The sequence below is a fragment of the Bacteroides sp. 2_2_4 genome (assembly GCF_000157055.1).
Lineage (GTDB): Bacteria > Bacteroidota > Bacteroidia > Bacteroidales > Bacteroidaceae > Bacteroides > Bacteroides ovatus.
In genome coordinates this window covers 80,973-101,825 of the sequence record NZ_EQ973372.1, presented here as the reverse complement: position 1 = coordinate 101,825, position 20,853 = coordinate 80,973, and the positions used below count along the sequence as shown (strand labels likewise).

Annotated in this window: 20 protein-coding genes; 11 read left to right on the top strand and 9 right to left on the bottom strand. The window is 41.0% G+C overall.

Annotated features, from left to right (window positions below):
- The first annotated feature begins 1 nt into the window (after window position 1).
- Window positions 2-1,840, top strand: a complete 1,839-nt coding sequence (locus BSCG_RS02340) for a RagB/SusD family nutrient uptake outer membrane protein (RefSeq protein WP_008777388.1) — start codon at window positions 2-4, stop codon at window positions 1,838-1,840.
- A 244-nt stretch (window positions 1,841-2,084) separates the two neighbouring features.
- Window positions 2,085-2,570 carry a flavodoxin domain-containing protein gene (locus tag BSCG_RS02345; protein WP_008777387.1) on the top strand — a complete coding sequence of 162 codons (486 nt, stop codon included), beginning with the start codon at window positions 2,085-2,087 and terminating at the stop codon, window positions 2,568-2,570.
- A gap of 90 nt (window positions 2,571-2,660) precedes the next feature.
- On the opposite strand, the gene BSCG_RS02350 is transcribed toward BSCG_RS02345, so the two are convergent.
- Complete coding sequence (locus BSCG_RS02350) at window positions 2,661-3,173, bottom strand: GNAT family N-acetyltransferase (protein ID WP_004309086.1); 513 nt, start codon at window positions 3,171-3,173, stop codon at window positions 2,661-2,663.
- A 334-nt stretch (window positions 3,174-3,507) separates the two neighbouring features.
- On the opposite strand from BSCG_RS02350, the gene BSCG_RS02355 reads away from it, so the two are divergent.
- Complete coding sequence (locus tag BSCG_RS02355; protein WP_004309084.1) at window positions 3,508-3,873, top strand: DUF6463 family protein; 366 nt, start codon at window positions 3,508-3,510, stop codon at window positions 3,871-3,873.
- A 54-nt stretch (window positions 3,874-3,927) separates the two neighbouring features.
- Here BSCG_RS02355 and BSCG_RS02360 read toward each other — a convergent pair whose 3' ends face one another.
- The 4 genes from BSCG_RS02360 to BSCG_RS02375 form a co-directional block, all read right to left on the bottom strand.
- Complete coding sequence (locus BSCG_RS02360; protein WP_008777386.1) at window positions 3,928-4,506, bottom strand: DJ-1/PfpI family protein; 579 nt, start codon at window positions 4,504-4,506, stop codon at window positions 3,928-3,930.
- An 82-nt stretch (window positions 4,507-4,588) separates the two neighbouring features.
- Entirely contained in the window at window positions 4,589-5,443 is an 855-nt protein-coding gene (locus tag BSCG_RS02365; RefSeq protein ID WP_008777385.1) for a methylated-DNA--[protein]-cysteine S-methyltransferase, read from the bottom strand.
- The gene (locus BSCG_RS02370; RefSeq protein WP_008777384.1) at window positions 5,440-5,970 is read right to left on the bottom strand and encodes a methylated-DNA--[protein]-cysteine S-methyltransferase; all 531 of its coding nucleotides are present in this window, start codon (window positions 5,968-5,970) and stop codon (window positions 5,440-5,442) included. The genes BSCG_RS02365 and BSCG_RS02370 overlap by 4 nt, the downstream gene beginning before the upstream one ends.
- Window positions 5,971-6,467: 497 nt before the next feature.
- Complete coding sequence (locus tag BSCG_RS02375; RefSeq protein WP_008777383.1) at window positions 6,468-8,561, bottom strand: BT4734/BF3469 family protein; 2,094 nt, start codon at window positions 8,559-8,561, stop codon at window positions 6,468-6,470.
- Window positions 8,562-8,908: 347 nt separating this feature from the next.
- Between BSCG_RS02375 and BSCG_RS02380 the strand changes: the two genes are divergently transcribed.
- Window positions 8,909-9,559: an HU family DNA-binding protein gene (locus BSCG_RS02380; RefSeq protein WP_008640760.1), complete on the top strand. Its 651-nt coding sequence runs from the start codon at window positions 8,909-8,911 to the stop codon at window positions 9,557-9,559.
- A gap of 213 nt (window positions 9,560-9,772) precedes the next feature.
- On the opposite strand, the gene BSCG_RS02385 is transcribed toward BSCG_RS02380, so the two are convergent.
- From BSCG_RS02385 to BSCG_RS02395, 3 genes are all read right to left on the bottom strand, one after another.
- The gene (locus tag BSCG_RS02385; protein WP_008777382.1) at window positions 9,773-10,852 is read right to left on the bottom strand and encodes a linear amide C-N hydrolase; all 1,080 of its coding nucleotides are present in this window, start codon (window positions 10,850-10,852) and stop codon (window positions 9,773-9,775) included.
- Between the two features lie 167 nt (window positions 10,853-11,019).
- Window positions 11,020-12,732 (bottom strand): GAF domain-containing sensor histidine kinase, encoded by a 1,713-nt coding sequence (locus tag BSCG_RS02390; protein ID WP_032849826.1) that lies wholly within the window; start codon window positions 12,730-12,732, stop codon window positions 11,020-11,022.
- A 299-nt stretch (window positions 12,733-13,031) separates the two neighbouring features.
- Window positions 13,032-13,352, bottom strand: a complete 321-nt coding sequence (locus BSCG_RS02395) for a DMT family transporter (protein ID WP_004306435.1) — start codon at window positions 13,350-13,352, stop codon at window positions 13,032-13,034.
- Window positions 13,353-13,506: 154 nt separating this feature from the next.
- Between BSCG_RS02395 and BSCG_RS02400 the strand changes: the two genes are divergently transcribed.
- The 5 genes from BSCG_RS02400 (at window position 13,507) to BSCG_RS02420 (ending at window position 18,391) form a co-directional block, all read left to right on the top strand.
- Window positions 13,507-14,079, top strand: a complete 573-nt coding sequence (locus tag BSCG_RS02400; RefSeq protein WP_008640756.1) for a Crp/Fnr family transcriptional regulator — start codon at window positions 13,507-13,509, stop codon at window positions 14,077-14,079.
- Between the two features lie 74 nt (window positions 14,080-14,153).
- The gene (locus BSCG_RS02405) at window positions 14,154-14,519 is read left to right on the top strand and encodes an MmcQ/YjbR family DNA-binding protein (protein ID WP_008020106.1); all 366 of its coding nucleotides are present in this window, start codon (window positions 14,154-14,156) and stop codon (window positions 14,517-14,519) included.
- 259 nt (window positions 14,520-14,778) lie between these two features.
- Window positions 14,779-16,911 (top strand): cation:proton antiporter, encoded by a 2,133-nt coding sequence (locus tag BSCG_RS02410; RefSeq protein WP_008777380.1) that lies wholly within the window; start codon window positions 14,779-14,781, stop codon window positions 16,909-16,911.
- A gap of 103 nt (window positions 16,912-17,014) precedes the next feature.
- Window positions 17,015-17,491: a DinB family protein gene (locus BSCG_RS02415; RefSeq protein ID WP_004299152.1), complete on the top strand. Its 477-nt coding sequence runs from the start codon at window positions 17,015-17,017 to the stop codon at window positions 17,489-17,491.
- 54 nt (window positions 17,492-17,545) lie between these two features.
- On the top strand, window positions 17,546-18,391 hold the full coding sequence (locus BSCG_RS02420) for a 23S rRNA (adenine(2030)-N(6))-methyltransferase RlmJ (RefSeq protein WP_004299151.1): 846 nt from the start codon (window positions 17,546-17,548) through the stop codon (window positions 18,389-18,391).
- 73 nt (window positions 18,392-18,464) lie between these two features.
- On the opposite strand, the gene BSCG_RS02425 is transcribed toward BSCG_RS02420, so the two are convergent.
- On the bottom strand, window positions 18,465-19,085 hold the full coding sequence (locus BSCG_RS02425; RefSeq protein ID WP_008777379.1) for a hypothetical protein: 621 nt from the start codon (window positions 19,083-19,085) through the stop codon (window positions 18,465-18,467).
- A gap of 198 nt (window positions 19,086-19,283) precedes the next feature.
- Between BSCG_RS02425 and BSCG_RS02430 the strand changes: the two genes are divergently transcribed.
- Together BSCG_RS02430 and BSCG_RS02435 are read left to right on the top strand one after the other, a co-directional pair.
- Window positions 19,284-19,700, top strand: coding sequence for a DUF3788 domain-containing protein (locus tag BSCG_RS02430; RefSeq protein ID WP_004306427.1), 417 nt, complete (start codon window positions 19,284-19,286; stop codon window positions 19,698-19,700).
- Window positions 19,697-20,827 (top strand): GyrI-like domain-containing protein, encoded by a 1,131-nt coding sequence (locus BSCG_RS02435; RefSeq protein WP_004306425.1) that lies wholly within the window; start codon window positions 19,697-19,699, stop codon window positions 20,825-20,827. Before BSCG_RS02430 ends, BSCG_RS02435 begins: the two co-directional genes overlap by 4 nt.
- Window positions 20,828-20,853: the final 26 nt, after the last annotated feature.

The window sequence follows — 20,853 nt, the reverse complement described above, 5'->3', positions numbered from 1 at the left end:
CATGAAAAGTATATATATAAAATTCATATTTTGTAGCGTGCTGCTCTCGGTCCTGTCTCTACACTCCTGCACTTTGGACGAATACAACCCGGGTGCATTTACCAAAGAAGCTTTGGCTACTTCCATCGATGGATATGAAACCTTGATTAACCAGTGTTATTTTGCCATGGAAAGATTTTATTACGGTGCTGCCGACTGGATGTCACTGACTGAAGGTGACACCGATCTTTGGACATATAAAGCCAACGAATCAACAAGTTACACACAGTGGTTCTGGTTTTTCGCAGGAACATCACCCAATACGACTTACACCAATAATTGGTGGAACGGGACATACGACGGTGTGGGAGCCTGTAACGAAGCTATCGCATTAGGAGACAAACCTCCCTACACCACGGAAGAGGAGCGGAATGCCAAGATTGCGGAAGCCCGTTTTCTTAGAGCTGTCTATTATTTCAATGCAGTGGAACAATTCGGAGCAGTGACGATGCTCACAGAACCGATAACAGCGGAAACACTGACTTACTCCCCCACCCGCACCGATCCGATGACTATCTATCAGGAAGTAATCCTGCCCGATTTAAGATTCGCATCCGAATGGTTGCCAACAGGTACGCATGCAACTACTACCACCCCGACGAAGAAAGCCGCTCTCGGTTTTCTGGCCAAAGCCTGCTTGCAGACGTACGAATATGGAAGCACCGAATATTTGCAGGAAGCTCTGGATACAGCCAAGAAATTGATTACCGATTGCGAAACCGGCGGTGGGAAATACAATACGTATATGTATCCATCGTATAGCGAAGTGTTTAAAGAGAGCAATAACTGGGAAAACAAGGAAGCTCTCTGGAAACATCGCTGGTATGCAGGAGCAGACGGTCACGGATCAAGCAACGGAAATTACAAGCTAAATCGCAACGATGAGTATTTCTTATGCAATATCAATAAGTTCGGTGCTCGTGAAGATAATCAGGAAACACGTCTTACTTGGGAAGGCTCAATTACCGGTATCTTTATGCCCACACAGCATTTATTGAGTTTATATGTACAGAAAGACGGAACATTGGACCCCAGATTTCATGAATCGTTCACTACAGAGTGGAACGCGAACAAGAATTACACGTGGGATGAAAGTGCCGTCCACATGTATGACAAGGAAGAAACCGTCATTGGCAAAGCTCTGAATAAAGGTGATTTAGCCATTAAATTCATCATGCCGCAGGACATCGATTATGCGACAGAGAAACAAAAAGAACACATTTCTGATTATTTGCTAATTGATTATCATCATGTATATAGTGATGACAATAATAATGTGAACATGAATTATGCTTATACAAACGTCACTGGCAATTACAAAAATGACGGCACAAATGAGAACCAATTCCGCTACTATTATCCATCACTGAATAAGCATAACAGCAGCAATTATTATGTAGCCAATGCTTCCAAACAGAGAAACGGTAATCTGAATGCAACGTTTATCATGCGCATGGCAGAAGTTTATTTGATTGCGGCAGAAGCTGATATTTACCTGAATGGTGGTGCGAATGCAGCCGGTTATATCAACAAGGTTCGTGAACGTGCCGGAGCAAATCCGCTTACAGGGAGTATTACAGTACGAGATATCTTAGACGAAAGAGGCCGTGAACTTTGCGGAGAATATTGCCGCTTCTACGACTTGAAACGGACAGGAATGTTTAAGAACTCGGAGTATCTGGAGAATACTCATCCGGACTTAGCACAATTCTTTCACCCGAATTATGCATTACGTCCCATTTCAACTACATTTACTGCAACAATCACCAATGGCAGCGAGTATCAAAATCCGGGATATTAAGTAGGAATTTCAATATGTACAGGTATTATGGAATCAATCTTGGCACCTGTACATTAATTATATATTAAGAAATGCTCCCTATCTCGTTTTGAGATGGGGAACATACTTTTCAAATATGAGAAAAACAAGATATAGATTAATTATATCGAAAACTGTTTGCTAGTCAGAATAAAGTCTCTACCTTTACAAAGGATAACCATGTCACTTATTAGTGGCTATTTAAAACCGCTTATGCCTGTTGAAAATGAAAACAGCTATCATATATTATTCAAAACATGGAACTACCGAGCGAGTAACACACCTTATCGGAGAAAAGTTGACTAATAAAGTTGACTACATCTCATTAAAAGAGTGTCCGAGACCTGATATTCGAACTTACGATCGAATAATTCTCGGAACAGCTATTTATGCGGGCTCTCCAAACCGAAAAGTTACTCAATTCTGTCAAAATAACCAACCGTTATTAGAGCAAAAAGTAATAGGGTTGTTCATCTGTTGTATGAACGAAGAACAAGAAGCGGAAGAAATGAACAAGGCTTTCCCGGAGTTCTTACAGAGATTATCGATTCCCAAAGCCATTTTAGGTGGTGAGTTTCAGTTTGACAAAATGAATTTCATCGAAAGGTTTTTAACGAAGAAAATAGCGAAAGTAAACTCTTCTGTTTCGAAGCTGAGATATGATGCCATAAATGAGTTTACAAGTCAGATAAAAGATAATCATTTATGGTAACTTCTTGAGTTATCTATTGAGCAACTTTGTATTCAAATAATAAATAGAATGGCCGTATAAGAAAACTTCTTTCAAAAGAAGTTTTCTTATCTATTTAAGACAATACCTATAATCGCAATCTTTTACTTTTACGAATCCATTACTTAACAATGTTCTTATGGATAAAACATTAGCCTCATCAGGGTCAGCCAATATCTCTTTCCCTCCTATTTCGGCAATTTCCCCGATCAGCTTCTTTACAATAATCTTCCCGATGCCCTTACCCAAATATTCCTCTTCGCCTATGAGATAACCTATTTCAAAGACTGTCTCTTTCTCATCGACAGTTTTTCCGTAATGTTCCGGTATATATTCTTTTTCAAAATAACAATCCAAGTATAAACAAAAGCCAATGGCTTTATCATTATAATAAACAATGAAATGTTTCATATAATGATATTGGGTATTTCTATTATTTACCTCATCCAACCAAGCCATTTTATGTTCTTCTCCGTCAGGGCAGAACCATTTATAAATATATTCTTTAGCCAACCATTTACTGAAAATGTCTACATCCTTATCACGCAAAGGCTTTATTGTGATCTTATCATTCTTAATATCCATACTTTTTTGTGGTGAGACGCCAGCCTCTTTTATAAACTCCATAAATCCAACTATCTGAAATACAAAGATATAATTTTCAATACAATAAAGAAGAACTAAAGGATATTTATAAAGCAACTCATGTCCACAGATATCACAACAAGAAAACGAATGACCAAGTATAAAGAATCTAAAACAAACACAAATGTCGAAATCATACGTTGGGAATCGTACATGATTACTTATATTTGCGTTATCGAGCAACTTATTAAGAACCGGATGATATGTTAAAACGGATTAAATTTCAAATTCTGTAGAAGTGTACATCCCAATAAAATACTAAAAAGGCAAGAACATGAAACTTTGGAAATATAGTGGAACACTTTTAACAGCAACAGGAGTCATTCATACCATTTATGCGTTATTTCTTGGAAAAGAAGCTTTTACGGAAATGCTTAACAATGGATTAATAGACTCTATTGGAGAAAATCATAACCTGGGCTTTGCTTTCTGGTTCCTAATCTGCGGAATAATACTTATTCTTTGGGGAGAGACACTTCAATACTATATCAGAAAAGAACAAAAACCGGCACCTTTATTTTTAGGTTACTTCATTCTACTGTTCACCATAATCGGTTGCATAGTCGAACCAATATCCGGTTTCTGGCTTTTCTTACCGCAAGCACTTATTATTATTTATTCAAACATGAAAAAGCAGTGAGAAGCATCATCCATAGCGAACTCAAAACCGAGTGCAGTGCTTAAATGCAACTTATTAAAATCCCATAGCATCTTTCACTAAAACCATTTCTTTATGAGAGGTCAACTTCTCTAATAAAAGCAATGCAACCCCGTATGATGTTTGAGGACAATAAGAAGTTATGATATTATCATCCACCACGATGGGAGAATTTACGATAGTTGCTCCAAATCCCTGAAGCACTTTCTGTTTATGAGCACCTCTAAGATGATAAGTTGTTGCTTTCCGACCGTTCAACACTCCACTTTTCCCAACAGGCAAAGCTCCCACGCAGACTGTTGCGATCCATTTCTTTTGTGAGTCAAACAGTCGTATCAATTCCAGAAGTTGTTCATTATATGCCTCCTCATAGAATCCGAATTCTTCAAATCCGCCGGGTATCGCAAGCGCGTCATATCCATCTGCAGACACTTCATCCATGACTTTATCCACCAAAACAGGAACATTGAAAGAACTAATCACTTTTTGATTCAAACCACAGGTCACAACATCTATTTTACAATCAAAATCCGTCTTTGCCCATCCCATAACATCTATAAAAGCACTAAACTCAATCGTTTCAAACCCTTTAGCAAGGAATACCAATAATTTCATAATCAAATTAGTTATATATTAATAATATAAGAAACAGCATTGCCCTAAAAAAAACATGAGCTAAAATCACCTTCATTCTTCCCTATAATCCCCTCTTTACCTCACCTTTTGCAGCCTCCCAACCAATCATTGCAGTCTTGCGAATCTCTCCCCAATGGTAATTTCCCAACTCACCGGAAGCACGAATGACCCGATGACACGGAATAAGGAAAGCTACGGGATTCTCACCGACAGCCGTTCCAACAGCCCGGCAAGCTCTCGGATTATTGATTCCTACGGCTATATCTCCGTAAGTAGTCAAGCCACCGACAGGAATTTTCAGTAAGGTTTCCCATACCTTTAGTTGAAAGTCAGTACCTTTCAGATGCAATTTTATTTCTTTGAGTTTACTCCAGTCCTGCGTGAAGATAAATAAAGCATTTTGCTGCACTTCATCCACAATCGAGGTAAACTTTGCATTAGGAAACTTCTTCCGTAAAGAGTTAAAAGCCGCGTCATGATCGTCTGCAAACTCCATACAACAAATACCTTTATCGGTAGACGCAATGAAGATTTCACCGAAAGGACTTTTGGCAAAACTATAATTGATAGAAAGACTTTCACCTCCGTTTTTATATTCGCCCGGCGTCATCCCTTCTATATTTACAAACAAGTCATACAATCTGCCCGTACCGGAAAGCCCTGTTTCCTGTGCCGCATCGAATAAAGACGCATGAGTTTCATTCAAGATTCTCTTGGCATATTCAATACTAGTATATTGCAAGAACTTCTTAGGGCTAATTCCCGCCCACTCCGTAAACATACGTTGGAAATGCGCTGTACTCAACGCCACCTCCCCGGCAATCTCATCCAATCCAGGTTGCCTTTTAAAATTCTCCCTTATATACCCGATTGCCTGCGCAATACGTGCATAGTCAAGCGTTTTTTGCTCATTCATAACAGAGGTTTGCCATTTAATTCCAAATCCAGCAACCGCTTTTTGGCAGACAATCCGCCTCCATACCCAACAAGCGTGCGGTTACTACCGATGACACGATGGCACGGAGCAAAAATAGAAATAGCGTTCGCCCCATTAGCGGCAGCAACAGCACGGACAGCTTTCGGCAAATCGAGTTGTTTTGCCAGCTCACCGTATGACACAGTCGAACCGTATGGAATCTCCAACAACTTATACCATACACTCTTCTGAAACTCCGTACCAACAAAAAGCAAAGGCACCTCAAACACAGTCCGCTCGCCATTGAAATATTCATCTAACTGGCTCATCGCCTCCTGTATCACATCTGACGTACTTTCCTCATAACCAGCTTTCAGCACTTTCCGCAATCTCCTGTCTACGATATCCCTATGACTTTCAGCCGCCCAGTCACAAAGACAAAGCTTATCCTCCAGCGAGCCAAGCATCAAATCACCACAAGGAGAATGATAACGCTGTATCTTAATCACATTCGTTTTATCTTCCATACTTCCAAAGATACGTTTATTATATTTACAGTTGAAATAACAGCTAATAATATTTTCGTTTTTATACTCGCACTCTTATTTCCAATGCCGCAAAATTACTACACGCATCACTGATAAACGACCCGAAAATTGCTATTCTTACATAGAAAAGACAATCTCCCCTCCCACTCCTCCATACAATCAATCGTTCTCAATATACTTTATTACCCGGCAAGGACTGCCGATCGCCACACAATTCTTAGGAACAGCATTGGCCTTCATACTCGTACAAAGTGATATAAAGCAGAAAGTGGGAAAACCTATCCCTCAATTCAATCTCCAATTATTTTTTATACATGATTTACTCTCACACCCTCACACTTTCCCTGCATTCCCCTATTCATCGTCCTTTCAGTAATGAGGGTAAGAGTGAGGGTAGGTGAGGGTAAAAAGTTACCCTCACCCTGTCTCGTCCTGATTTTGGTTGACAAAGCCCCCTTTCACACCACCTTTATCAATTACTCTACTTTCATCAAATGATAAAGCGTCCCTTTACGAGACTTACGGCAAGGAATATTCAGTTTTTGAAGTGCACGCCCAAACTGTCCTACCTTATTAATAGCCAGTTTATCCCGTGTTTTCGTCTGTAAATAATTCAAAATCTGCATGGCAGTCAGCCATTCGCCTTCCATTTCCTCTTCTACGGGATTAAGATAGCAGTGGAACAGCTGTTCCAGCGGACTCACCTGTTCAAACTCACGGTTAGTCTGTTTTAATATGTTTTCATCCTCATCATTCAGCCAATAACGTTCCCCTTTATAAATCGCCTCCATTGCTTGAGCATACAGCTGTTTGTAATTGATGGTAACGTTCGTTTGAATAGGAGCCGTCACCTCGATGCAAATAAAACGGCGGCTACCGCTAGGATCGGTAAGCAAATCTTTCTGATTGCTGGTACCGATAAAAGAAGCATAACGCCTCATTTCCCGAATCGTATTACCGTATGGTTTGCGCAGATTCGCCACAGGCTTCTGCAACAAATGCTTCAAGAACCCCTGCTGACTGACATTAATCTGATCGAACTCATCAATATTGATCAGAAAAAAACGTCCCAAATAGCGTTCCGCCTCCTGTTTACTTTTAAAATCAATACTGTCCGTATAGCCGAAACGCAACTCCGGCGGCAGAATAATACGACAGAATGTTGACTTGCGATACCCCTGCGAACCGACCAATAAAGGCGAAGTATTATTACCATGTTGCCGATCAACTCCCCTCCAATGCGCCACCATACTAAGAAACCAGCGGTAAAATAATTCCTGCCAATGCGGATTATCACAAGGCACCAGACCAGCCAATGCACGGATACGATCCTTCCCGTCCCAGCGACCTGTCTCATAAAGATATTCCTCCACAGGATTATACAAAGGAACACATTCCGAATTCAGAAAACGATCCACATCACGGTCCCACGCACTGATGCCTTCCTTCAAAGCATTGATCGCAATACTGTTGCGCACCCGTTTATCCACCGGCTTAAAGCAAAAGTGAACAGAATCGCGCTGCCGATATTCCAAATCGTCCTGCACCGTATTGTAACGGAATTCATACCGACGTTTCATAAACTCTTCCAACAGAAAAGCCGTCTCCTGCTCTTTACTGATACTGCTTTTCTTGCCGAATCCCTTACATTCCTGATAAAGATTATGCAATATCGAACGGATCACCTGCTCTTCTTCTTCGCGATAATAATGAATCATCGTCTGCCGTATCGCTTCCTCTTCGGGAAGCCCCGCTTTGAAACAATGCTCGGCAAGGCGAACCAATAAAGGCTGCAAGTCGTCCCCACGTTTCCAATCCTCCATTTCCTGAAGTGCCCTGTTCAAGGCCGCTTCATAAATCTTCGTGAATGTTTGCGCCGACTCATATCCCGGCTGCAACCGTAATAACGGATTTTTCTCTCCCAGTTTCCGCTGACGGAAAGTCTCTTCTCCCGGCATCGTAAGCGGTTGTTCCAGGCAGAACGGCACCGCATCCGGATTATAATAAGGAGATTCGTCCAACGTCATCCGACATCTCTGTGCCAAAACCGGTTCTTTCAAGTCAATATCGAAAGGCAACATCGGCTGATAACATTTCACCGCCAGCCAATAAGCATGAACATGAAATAATTCCGCCTCCGCTTCCTTGGTCGGCAATCCTCCGTCATCCGGCAAAGCGAAGCGCACCCATATCTTCACACTACGCCCGCTCGAACCACCAAAAGCAGCAAAAGTCTGTGGCAAAAGCGCCGCTTGTCGCTTCACAAATTCCACTTCCGAGCCGCTCGCCAGCCTACTCACTTCCAACTGTACCAATCCGTTATACCGCTTCATCTTCCGTTCGCCCTCTTTGGTACGGGTATATTCCACAGCAGAATAGATGTATGGCAATTTATCAATATGTTCGTATCGGGCATACGTACCTTCCAGCAATGGTATGATTCCCCGCAAAGCCGTGATATGCCCCGCCTTTGTTTCCGTTTTCATTTTGTCGAATAATGTGCCTGCCTCACAAACGCTAAGAGTCTCTTTTCCGCTCCCGTTGTCTTGTCTGATTAAAGTAATTTTCATCCTATTTTTGTCTATTTTTTCTACAATTACATCTACCTATTTAATTCCTGTAAAGATACGCTTTTATCTTCCGGTAAACAAGCATTTTATCCGATAAATACCTGCATATTATTTGCATTTGCCTTATTATTTATGTATCTTTGCTTAGTAGTTGTCAAGGGCTCACCCGTGTGAACAAACAGGCTATCAATTGTAAATAAAAACGTCTACAGACGTAAACAGCCTTGTTCACATGGGTGAGCCCTTGCAAAGCATTAGAGCTTAACAAAAGAAACATTAAGCATTAATGTATTACTATCTAAGAGAATACATAACAAGAACAGTTCATTTAAAACAAATATAGAGCTATGGCAATATTATTCGATTGGTATGAAGACCCGAAGCCTTCAAACAAACAGCAGGGAGAAAACGGAAACACCCTGCATCCGCGCATCAAATACAACGGTTCCACAGGGACCGACGTACTGCGCCGACGTATTCAAGAACGTTGTTCACTGACAGAAACAGACGTCACAGCCGTACTTGATGCGCTTTCGCACATCATGGGACAGGAATTGGCGGAAGGACGCCAAGTTCATCTGGACGGCATCGGTTATTTCCATCCCTGCCTGACGACCACGGAACCTGTAACGGTAGACACAAAACGGAAAGTGACCAAAGTGAAGCTAAAGGCCATTCAGTTTCGTGCCGACCAGACATTGAAAAACGAATTCGGCGTTCTTAAAGTGAAAAACCTCAAAGGTGGACTGGATTTCACCCAACTGACGAACGAGGAAATTGACCTGCAACTGACTAAGTACTTCCGTACTCATCCATTTATGCGGAGACACGACTTCCAATATCTTTGCGGAATGGCAAGAAGTACAGCCATGCGACATATCCGACGTCTGCGCGACGAGGGTAAATTGAAAAATATGGGTGGAGCCATGCAGCCGATTTATGTGCCGGGAAGTGGATATTATGGTAAGAATAAAGAAGTTAGTGTGAAAACGGAATAAGATTGGTCAACTCAAATCAGGACGAGACAGAGTGAGAGTAAAAAGTTACCCTCACCTACTCTCACCTTTACCCTCACACCTGTAACCCCGATGAATAAATGGATTGAGCACAAAGGGTGAGGGTGTGAGGGTAAAACGTCACCAACATTTATTTGAAAACATTCTTAATGCGAGCAACTATTATACAAGAGCACCTCCATACCGTTCCATATTTTACCGGGGAATCTTAACCATTTCAACCGGCTGCTCCTGTATCTTATCCAACGGTTGTGATTGATATTTTACCTTTGAGAAATCAATAGCTTTTAAGTCAATGCAACGTATCGAATTGTTATAAGCTGTTTTATAATAAACCTTCCGGTTCGTGAGGTCGATAGCTGAGGTCCATTGCGTAGCACTGGGAATATCCGGAATATCACCCTGTGAATGTTCTATACCAATAGGAATATCAAAATTATTAAGCAAGTGGAAACATTGCTGCACGGTATCAAAGCCTGTGGCACGTTGCGGAGCTGTCCCCCGGTAAAAGGCCGCACGCACAAACCGCGAAGGAGGCGTGGCATCACCCGGAATGCCGAGAAAACCGGAGTTGCCACCAGTAGGTTGCAACGTAATACCGCTCAATTTTTGCACGGAAGCGTCACCCGGATGAAGATTGACGTAATTGTTCAAATTTGTAAGTTGCCATTCAAAACCGGGGGCATTCGTCAATACTCCTACTTCATTCTCATAAAAATGCGGCACACCACCTACAATTTCCAACACAACCTGACGCCCCGACGGTTCACCGATACGCCAATGTACTACCGCTGTCTTTTCCAATCCTACAACACATACAGAAGAAAGGGCTGCCTTCACCTCGTCGATAGTGGAAAACTGCGACAACAGCCACTCCGTCACTTGAAGGTCTGCCAGTGTCCGCTGGTTCTGTGCAGCATCATACGTTTTATATCCCCCATAATGAGGAAAGAAAAATAGTCCGGCCGAAAGTCCGGCCTCATTGATTCCTTCGGCAATAAATTCTTTTTGTACAACAGCCAGACCAACCACTCCATATTTTGCCGTAAACGTTAGTCCGTTGACACCTGTAGGAGTGAATGACGTGAGCTGTTGACCACGTGGAATAATCACATACTCGCTTTGCAACACACCGCGCGCCCATTCAATCGTACGGGCTTGCACATAACTGCCGTCACGGGATGTCAGCGAGATTCCCGTACAAGCTACAGCCTGAAAAGTGCTGCCACATACGGCAGCAATCCCTAGCAATAAGTTCTTTGTCATCTTCATCATTATTTATATATTTATTCGCTAAAAACTCAATACTGTATAAAGACAACAAAATATAGGTTATTTTAGTTGCAGACACCTCTCTCAAGAAAACTATTGTTTTTTGTTCGTCCCGTACTTTGCGGAACAATATACGTAGTTTGCTTCAATATGCAATCTCTTTTTTTTGGTTAAGCACCGGGAACATACGGATGAGTGAACCAGAAGCACGACCCTTCCCCCTCACGGGATTCGACTCCAATCTTTCCGCCCATCCTTTTGACCAGGCTTTGACAGATGGATAATCCCAATCCGGCACCTTGTACAAATGAGTCCAATTTTACAAAACGATTAAAAATTTCATGTTTTTGTTCGTCGGGAATCCCTTTGCCCGTATCCGTTACACAAAAACGTACCTGACTCTCATCTTCCAATAAATAGGAAAGTGTGATTGAGCCTTTAGTGGTAAACTTCAAGGCATTAGTCAGAAAATTAGAGAGTACTTGCACGATTCGGTTTTTATCAGCATCAATCACAATCTGCGGTGAATTTTCATCAAACCGCAGTTCGACCGCACTGTCACGTTTTTTATGTGAGAAGGTAGCAATCACTTCCCGGCAAAGTTGTGGTACATCCACTCGTCCCATAACAAGATCTATCATACCGGCTTCGATTTTGGAAATGTCCAGAATGTCGGAAATAAGGTTGAGCAACAGCTCATTGTTCTCCTGCACTAAAGACATATATACATGACGTAGCTCCGCCTCATCGGTTTCGGCAAGCAGACTGGAAAAACCGACGATGGCATTCAAAGGAGTACGTATCTCATGGCTCATATTGGCAAGGAATGCTGATTTGAGCCTGTCCGATTCTTCCGCTTTTTCTTTAGCTTGAATCAGCTCCAGTTCCACCTGTTTGCGGGTGGTGATATCGGTAGCCAGTTCCATGATTGCCCAACGTCCGTCGAGCCATTTTATTGCCATGCTCTGGATGGTATACCAACGTTTGGTGACCGGATTATAGTCTTCCCAAAAATGAACGCCTGTAAACTTACGGTTAGCATCGAGCAACTTCGGCTTCGGGCAGTGTTTACACCCATTTTCCAGACCTGCATTCAACATTCTCCAACATTCCGCATTTGCCGGGACTTCCCCGGCTTCTTTTCTGAAAGGCTTATTGGCAAAAATCACTTTCAACGTATCGTAATCACTCACAAAAATATTGGCATTGATATTATCCAATACCTTTTGCATGGTTCGCTGTGACTGTTGCAACGATGTTTCAACTTGCCAGCGTTTGGTAGCAGTAGATACGATTTGCGATATCTGGCTCATCAGTTCCACATCTTTTTCATCCCATTGTTTGTTCCAACAAAAGTTGAACGAAAGAAAGCCGAAATGTACTCCCAATTGTGACAGGGGAAAGACAGCGATGGCTTTTACGCCTTGCACTTCGAGCATTTGAGTAATAAAAGGATCGAGCGAATAAATATCGGACGTACAAATGATATGGTTTTCTTCCAGCATGTCGAACCAAGGTTTTCCCGCTTCAATGGTCATACTCCGCAAGTAATCGATAGCGGGTTCTATACCGTCGTTGCACCATTCGTTGGTGCAGCCATACGTAACTCCGTCGAGGTGGTTTTCCCATGTCGCCAAACGGTCGACACCAGTATAACGGCCAATTTCGGCCAGTGCCATATTCATAGCAGTAGGTATATCCGGTTCCAATTGCAGAATTTGCAGTACCTTGATAAATAATGCCTGCCGCCGGTTGGTTGCTTCGAGATTTTCCTGAATAGCGATCAAGTCTTTAGATTTCTCTTCAACCATCTGTTCGAGGCTGGTACGGTACTGTTCCAGTTCCATACCGCCCTCTTGAGGTTCAGAATCAGTGGATTTCATGTTTAATAGATAACAGTAAATAGAATTTTAGTTTAGTTTCGAATCCGGACGAGATGCGTCCCACATTCTGCAAATATATACATTTATTTTAGAAACCAAACTTTTTCCCATCAAAACGACTTCTTATAAATGCCTAATAATCGCAGAATTACGAAAGCATATATTACATAATCGGCCTCATCAGTTCCAAATTTCCCCAATATTATACCGGATGGAATCTTTTCAACAATATATGACTTACACTGAAAAAGTCCTTATCACACTTTTCTATCTATTAAAACTAAATCCTATTCGTCTGATTATATCAGTTTCAACCCTACGATTGAAATAATCAGAGTCGTCATAAAAAACAAACGACCCAAAGTTGCCGGTTCATGAAAGAACAGGATACCGATCAATACAGTCCCCACCGCTCCTATCCCTGTCCAAACAGGATACGCAGTGCCGATAGGCAATGTTTGCGCAGCCTTTGCCAGCAGGAACATGCTTAAGGTTACAGAGATTACAAATCCCGCTCCCCACAAATAAAAATCGGTGCCTGTCGCTCCTTTAATCTTGCCTAGACAAAAGGTAAAACCAACCTCAAACAGTCCGGCAATAATCAATATAATCCAATTCATATCCTTCTATTTTTAATATTAGACTGCAAAATTAACAAGATGCCCGGAGCTTTCACTTTACATTTGATAAGAAATGACAGTGTAAGAGTATCATCAATTCTTCTTTTCCTAATATAACTTTTTGTATTTTTGCAGAATAATGATTCAATGCGATATGGATATACACGAGATTATAAACAGGATATATCGGATGCCGGAGGCTTCAGCAGATAAGGTGGTCAAACATCTGTCAAAAGTCACATATCCCAAAGGTTATCATATATTGGAGGCTGGCAAGACTGAAACGAATATCTTTTTCATCGAGAAAGGGATTGCCAGAGCTTATATTCCCGTAGACGGAAAAGAGGTAACGTTCTGGATTGGGAAAGAAGGGTCAACCATTGTCTCATTGAAAAGCTATGTAAATAATCAACAGGGGTATGAGTCAATGGAACTGATGGAAAACTCGGTGTTGTATCTATTAAAGCGCAAAGACTTACACGAATTATTCAAGGAAGATATCCATATTGCCAACTGGGGGCGCAAGTTTGCCGAATCAGAGTTCCTGCAAGCAGAGGAAAGACTTATTTCTCTCTTATTCACCACCGCGTCCGAACGGTATATGAAGCTGATACAAAATAATCCGGAGCTATTACAGAGAATACCATTGGAGTGTCTTGCTTCTTATCTGGGAATAACTCCGGTAAGTTTAAGCCGGATAAGGGCGAAATTGAAACGGGTACTTTGAGATAGAAACATATTTTTCAAAAGCAAACAGAAAGTAATATATTTGTGTTTTGAATGAATCAAAAGAGAGAAGTCATGAATATCGAAGATTATAGAGAATATTGCCTGTCAGTCAAAGGAGCAACAGAATGTATGCCGTTTGATGAACATACTTTGGTTTTCAAGGTTATGGATAAAATGTTCACTTTTGCTACATTACGTCCTAAAAACGGAAGATTCTGGGCGGATATGAAATGTAATCCTGATAAATCAGAAGAGCTCATAGAACAATACGAAGACATTTTTTGGGGACCTTTTTCGGATAAGAAACATTGGATAACCGTTTACTTGGAAGGAGATGTTCCCGATAAACTCATAAAGGAGTTGATTAGCCACTCGGTAGAAGAAGTTTTAAAGAAGTTACCCAAGAAAAAACAAGAGGAATACAAGAACATGATTTAGGATTCGAAAAATAGACATATCCGGCACTACTATTATTGCTAAAAGTAGAGCCGGATAAAATCACTATACACCCCAAAACGCACACACGGATAAAATCATCGTATATTTAAAAACGTATGTCCCAGGAACACTTGCATTCTTCATTCCGGCAATCATGAATCTGGAGAAAAAATAAATGACGAATTTTATTAACTAATGCTTTTTTAGAAGCATTTTTTTAGGTTATTTTGCGGAACAAATATCACGAACTCGTCAAATTATGGATTGGATTGGCCTTGATTTAACATTCCCTATCACCGACCCTACATGGATATTTCTCCTTGTACTCCTAATTATATTGTTTGCTCCGATATTATTGAATAAACTGCGCATCCCTCATATTATCGGGATGATCCTGGCAGGACTGGCTATTGGCGAACATGGATTTAATATCTTGGCACGAGACAGCAGCTTTCAGTTATTCGGGAAAGTCGGACTCTATTACATCATGTTCCTAGCTGGTCTGGAAATGAATATGGGAGATTTCAAAGAGACGCGAAACAAAGCATTGGTACTGGGATTACTGGCTTTTATCGTTCCTATCGGGATTGGATTCGTGGCAAATGTATCTTATCTGAAATATGGTATAATCACCTCTGTGTTATTAGCCAGCATGTATGCTTCCCATACGCTCGTGGCCTACCCCATAGTCACCCGCTTCGGCATATCACGCCATCGTAGCGTAAGTATTGCCGTAGGAGGAACGGCCGTTACGGATACACTCACGCTGCTGGTACTGGCTGTTATAGGCGGATTGTTCAAAGGAGAAACCGGAGGGTTGTTTTGGATTTGGCTGGTGGTAAAAGTAATCTTTCTAGGGGCACTAATTATTTATTTCTTTCCGCGCATCGGTCGTTGGTTCTTTCACCGGTACAATGACAACGTGATGCAATTTATTTTCGTGCTTGCGATGGTCTTTTTAGGAGCAGGGTTGATGGAGCTTGTTGGTATGGAAGGTATCTTGGGAGCTTTCCTCGCAGGATTGGTACTTAACCGGCTCATCCCCCACGTCTCTCCATTGATGGATCATTTAGAGTTCGTTGGTAATGCACTTTTTATTCCTTATTTCCTTATCGGAGTGGGAATGTTAATCAACTTACGTGTTCTTTTCGGAGAGGGGGATGCCTTAAAAGTTGCCGCCGTGATGATAACCATGGCGCTGACAGGCAAATGGATTGCTTGCTGGCTCACTCAAAAGATATATAAGATGTCTGTTCTTGAACGAAATCTGATGTATGGTTTGAGTAATGCACAGGCGGCAGCCACATTGGCGGCTGTGTTAGTTGGATACAACATTATTCTGCCCACCGGCGAACGGTTATTGAATGATGATGTACTAAACGGAACAGTCTTGCTTATCCTGGTTACTTGCGTAGTGAGTTCACTGATTACCGAACGGGCAGCCAGAAAAATGGCAATGGATGATTCACAACCTGAAAATGAATCGTCGAAAGAAACAGAGAAGATTTTAATATCCATAGCCAACCCGGACACTATCGAGGACATGGTGAATCTTTCTCTAGTCATACGTGACCCCAAATTGAAAGATAATCTCCTGGCATTAAATGTCATCAACGACGATAATAACTCTGATAATCTACGAATTCGAAGCAAACATTATCTGGAAAAAGCCGAAATGACAGCAACGGAAGCAAATGTACCACTCAAAAAGGTCACCCGGTATGATTTGAATATAGCTTCCGGTATTATCCATTCAGTCAAGGAGAATGAGATTACGAGTATTATCACCGGCCTGCACCGCAAGAAAAACATCACAGATTCATACTTTGGAATACTTGCCGAACACTTATTGAACGGATTAAACTGTGAAATAATTATCTCTAAATTTCTGATACCGGTCCATACAATCAAACGGATTGTCGTTGCCGTCCCTCCTAAAGCCGAATATGAATCCGGCTTTCCGCATTGGATGGAACACTTCTGTCGCATGGGGAGCACTCTTGGATGCCGCGTACACTTCTTTGCCAATGAAAAGACTACCATCCGCCTACAAGCGTGGATAAAGAAAAGGCATAAACAGACGCTTACCGATTTCTCTCTCTTAGAAGACTGGAATGACCTGCTGGTATTGACAGGACAGGTAAGTTACGATCATTTATTGGTTATTATCAGTGCACGACCAGGAACTCTTTCGTATGACAGTTCTTTTGAGAAGTTACCGAGACAGCTCGGGAAATATTTCTCCAACAATAGCTTCATCGTGCTGTATCCTAACCAGTCGGGAGAGCCGTTGGATACGTCTTTCTTCTCCAAGCTATATACTGATACCGAAACCCGACATTATGAGAAGGTGGGCAAATGGTTTTACAGGTGGTTTAAGAAAGAGGGATAAAATTAGAATTGAAAAGTTCCGTTTAATTTATAAATATCGACACATTTATCTATATTTGTACCATTAGCAATTTTGCTATAAACACCTAAAGGAAAAGAATGGTATGTCAAACGTCGATTTTTCCAAAATAACAGAAGGAATCTATCATGTGATAGAAACTGAAGAGAAAATACTAACCGGGCTACAAAATGATACGATCACGTTGAAACGTAATAAACAAAATCGTACCATCAAACAGATTCTCGGACATTTGATTGATTCGGCATCAAACAATCACCAACGCATGGTCAGATTGCAATACAGTAAAGATTTGCTTTTCTTTCCCGATTACCGTCAGGATAATGATCTGTGGATAGCATTACAAGATTACCAAAATGAAGATTGGAACAACCTGATTCAACTATGGAAGTTTTTTAACCTGCATATCATTCAGGTTATAAAATCTGTAGACCAGACAAAACTGGATAGCTACTGGTGTGATTTTGAAGGAACAAAGGTTACGCTACAAGACATGATAGAAGGTTATCTAAGTCATTTGCACCTGCATATTCATGAAATCCATGAATTAATGAATGCCTAAAAAGGATAGCGGTTGCAGTTCTTTTATATTCTATAAATATTAAGATGTACCCACATGGCAACTTACACTCATTTCGCAAAACAACCCGATGTACTGAAACATCTGATACTCTGTGAAGTTCTTAGAAATGAAGCCCCACAAGTATATGTAGAAACCAATTCCGCATGTGCCATCTACTCCATGACGCAAACTCCGGAGCAGCAATATGGTATCTATCATTTCCTGGAGAAAGCAGATGATGACAAATCTCTAAAAGATTCCATTTATTACCAACTGGAAAACCCGGAAATGACAAAAGGAAATTATCTGGGTTCTCCTGCCCTGGCAATGAATGTATTAGAGAAGCAAGCAAAAAGGTTTGTATTCTTTGATTTAGAAAAGAGTGCGTTGGAAAATGTGGGTACCTATGCCAAACAAGTCGGATTAAGTGCATCTGTAGAGATGCATCATGCCGACTCTTCGAGAGGTACCATAGAGCTATTGCCTTCACTTCCTTCATCCTCTTTCATTCATATCGATCCTTACGAAATAGACAAGAAAGGAGATTCAGGAGTAACCTATCTCGATATCCTGATACAGGCTACTCAATTAGGAATGAAGTGTTTATTATGGTATGGATTCATGACCGAAGATGATAAAGAATCTTTGGACAACTATATTGTATCCAGTCTGGAAAAGGCAGGTATCAAGGATTACATAGGTGTAGAGCTTACTATGAATTCAATAAGAAAAGACAGTATATTATGTAATCCGGGCATTTTGGGAAGTGGTATTTTGGCTACAAATTTATCACAAATCTCCAAAGATACCATTCTTGATTACAGTAACAAACTGGTTGATATATACAAAGATGCTAAATACAAAGATTATGATGGAAGTTTATATATTCAGCATCTTTGATATCCACTTATTAATTTAATTACCTAGAACATTACTCTACAAACAGAGCGTCAGAAAGCCGGAGCTTTTAAAATCAGTTTCCGGCCTTTTGGCTATAAATTAACTTATTTCTTTGGCTGATTGTCCACAAACCATCTATTAGCCGTACATTTTTCGTATCGTCATCTTCCACGTTCCATGCATAACCTCCTGAAGGCAGGCCACGTCTCTCCAATATTTCATTGGGCTGATTATTGGAAAAGAAAAGTTCCAGTTGCGTAGAGTCAGGACTAAACACAATAAAGGCAGAAGCATTGCTATCGTCCACCGATTCCGTGCGGATTCCTTTCTCAAACAAGCGGATACAGTCTTTTTGCACTTCACACCATACATATCCGGCAGAACCGATACAGCCATGTTCATCCCGATCACCTCCCACAATCGGAGATTGCGGATACTGAACTAATTTAGAAGCCGGCATTCCCGGTGTATATTTTCCGGTATAGAACACTTCCAGCGTATCATTCAGAAGCAAACCGTTGACTTCATCTTTATTTGCATCCATCGTACTGAACGAAAGGGTATCATTCTTATCAGTAACAATCGTTACCGTATTCATGGTTGCATCACTAACGATTCCTTTTGAGCTTGCCACTTTTGACGAGCAACCTGCCATGAGGCAGAGCGTACCTACTGCTAATAATATTGTTTTCATTTTCTTTAATTGGGGCTTTGTTTTAAAATTAATGCAAAGATAAAGGTTATACAGCCAATATTTCGCTTTTACAAAATAAATTAATTTCCGGGCAGATTGTTCACCAGCTACACACAAAATGCCTATATTGGACAACGATCTATTAGAAAATCAGCCTACCTTTGTGATATGGATAATCAAAAGTAAATACAGAATACCATGAAAGAAACTTTGCAGATTCCCACTCCCGAAACACTGGAAGCCTTGATAGGTAAGGAACTTTATGATATATGGACTTCACTTTGCCAGCTTATCGAGCAAAAGTACAATATGGAACAACTATGGAACCATGGAGGGAAAAAATGGATATACGAATATAAATATCGCAAAGGCGGAAAAACGCTGTGTGCCCTATACGCCAAAGAACAAACGATTGGCTTCATGGTCATTTTAGGTAAAGATGAGCGTGCCAAATTTGAATCTCTGCGAGAAGTATTCTCCAATGAGACTCAAAAGATATACGATGAGACGACGACTTTCCACGATGGGAAGTGGCTTATGTTCGAATTGAAAGACACTTATTTATTTAATGATATGGAGCGACTGCTATCCATCAAACGAAAACCCAACCGATGATTGAATCAGATATAAATAAAAGGTATTGTCAAAGTTGCGGGATGCCTCTCCGCTTTGATATAGAGAAATATCTGGGTACTAACTCCGACGGTTCCCGAAGTGATGAATATTGCTACTACTGCCTGAAAGATGGAAAATATATCGTCGACATTCCGATGTCGGAAATGATTAATATCTGGATAAAATACACCGATAAGTACAATGAATATGCAGATACCGCTTATTCGCCGAAGGAACTTAGACGAATACTCAACGAACGGCTCCCCAAACTGAACCGATGGAAACAGAAGTTGGAAACCAGTAATATCCATCACCAAAAGATTCAGGATATAGTCGTTTACATCAACAATCATTTATTCGATAGTTTAGATGCAGATATACTTAGTACGATAAGCGGACTTTCCAAATATCACTTCAGAAGAGTGTTTCAAACCGTTGCCGGAGAAAATATTGGAAGCTACATACAACGTTTGCGCCTCGAACATATAGCACATCTGTTAGTATCCACCGACTTTACATTAAATCAGATTTCGGAGCAAACAAACTATCAGACTAAATTCAGTCTGGCAAAAGCCTTCAAAAAACATTTTGGAGTGTCAACCTCTCAATATAGGGAGAAGTATAAGCCGATGTATGACGAACAGCATGCGGTTATCACTCCTGAAATCCGGTCGATTCTGCCGATGAAAGTATTTTGTATCGAGGTGGGTGAAAAGTATAAGGATGAACTCCGATACAAATTAATATGGGACAGGCTCACCAACTATGCTAGACAGCGCAATGAAGAAAAGTCGAATGATAAGTTTGTCAGCCTTAGTATGGACGACCCGGCCATCACCCCAATAGATAAATGTCGCTTCTATCTCGGGGTCATAATCGATAACAAAGAAAATGATTTCCAGCCGGGAGTGATAGAAGTTCCCGGTGGTCGTTATGCTATATTCAGGCATATCGGTGACTACTCTTTATTGCATAAATTCTACCGGACTATTTATGAAGAGTGGTTCCCGGAAAGTAAATATCGTCCTCAAAGCACCTTTAGCTTTGAAATGTATATGAACCGCCCTGCCTCCACCCTTAGAACAGAACTAATTACCGACATCTATATTCCGGTCATCAAGAAATAATTAATTATCAACCCTCTAAAAACAAT